Genomic DNA, 1,138 nt, shown 5'->3' with positions numbered 1-1,138 from the left:
ACACTTATCCACAAAAACCTACTTGTCCGCACAATAAGGCTCACATTAATAGGTTAACATAATATATATTATACGCACAAATATAAAATAAAAAAATATAAATCCATATGTTTAATCGATGTTAATACTTGGTCGTTGCTATATTAAAAATGGATTTAGAGTACTTCTATGGGTATTAAATATATACATATATAGAAAATGAGTGTAATAAAAATATATGAGAGAAGCTTTTCGTCGTTTCAGAACTACTTTTATGGGTATTCCTCTATCTCAAGCCTTCAATGGCTGATATCGTGTTTTAAGGGTATTTTAAGGATACTGATATTTTTACTACTTTCTTGGTTCTGCTTCTTCTTCTAGGGGGTATAGGTGTGTCATTATCGATTGATCATTTTCTCTTAAGTTCATATCATACATATTCATCTAAAGGATTTCTTGGTGTAGAGCATTTAGTGCTTTCATTGAACTATGATGACTTCAAAGTTTATGTTGATTCTCGTTCACTCTCAAATTCAATAACTTTTGATTTAGTGTTGGAGAACTCTTTCTTAGCGTTTGGTAGTCCTCTACATATTTAACAAATTTGTTAACAAAATGCCTTATCGATTAACCTTGATACTGAAGACTAATGTTAATTGATTGATGACTCATACGTACGCGCGCGCACGTGCATAATTATGTATTACATGTAATCTGTCCACTTGTAATACATGTAGACCACTCCTACATCGATTCTCATTGCAAACACGGATTCATATCTATGCCATGAAATTCAGCTACCATTCTTCTCCTCGTGTTTTTGTGATTGATTTATCAATCGTTTACCATCGAGTACTGTTAAATCCGATCTGTTAGAAATTTCCAAAATTTCATCATCTGATCACTCAACAGTTATCCTCACGGTTATCATCATATTACCCCTTGCTTTAAAAACAACTAAGAACGCTAAAAGTTTATAAATACTAAACATACATTTTTTTAATGAATTATTCTCTTTACTTCTTTTTTTCTTATAATATAACAAAAAAGGGCTTTCGCCCTCTTAAGCATTCATAAACTCTAAGATATCTTTTGTTAGTTGATCAGGAACATCAACCAGTGGTGAATGTCCGCAATTATCATAAACAACAAGTTTTGA

General features: G+C 31.5%; 1 protein-coding gene. It reads right to left on the bottom strand.

Going from position 1 to position 1,138, the window contains the following annotated elements; translation table 11 throughout:
• Positions 1-880 precede the first annotated feature (880 nt).
• Entirely contained in the window at positions 881-1,024 is a 144-nt protein-coding gene (locus AB1414_21275) for a hypothetical protein (GenBank protein MEW6609943.1), read from the bottom strand.
• Positions 1,025-1,138: the final 114 nt, after the last annotated feature.

It is taken from the genome of bacterium, from assembly GCA_040755795.1.
Classification (GTDB): Bacteria; UBA9089; CG2-30-40-21; order CG2-30-40-21; family SBAY01; genus JBFLXS01.
The sequence above is the reverse complement of the archived record's forward strand: the minus strand, read 5'-3'. Positions and strand labels throughout refer to the sequence as shown.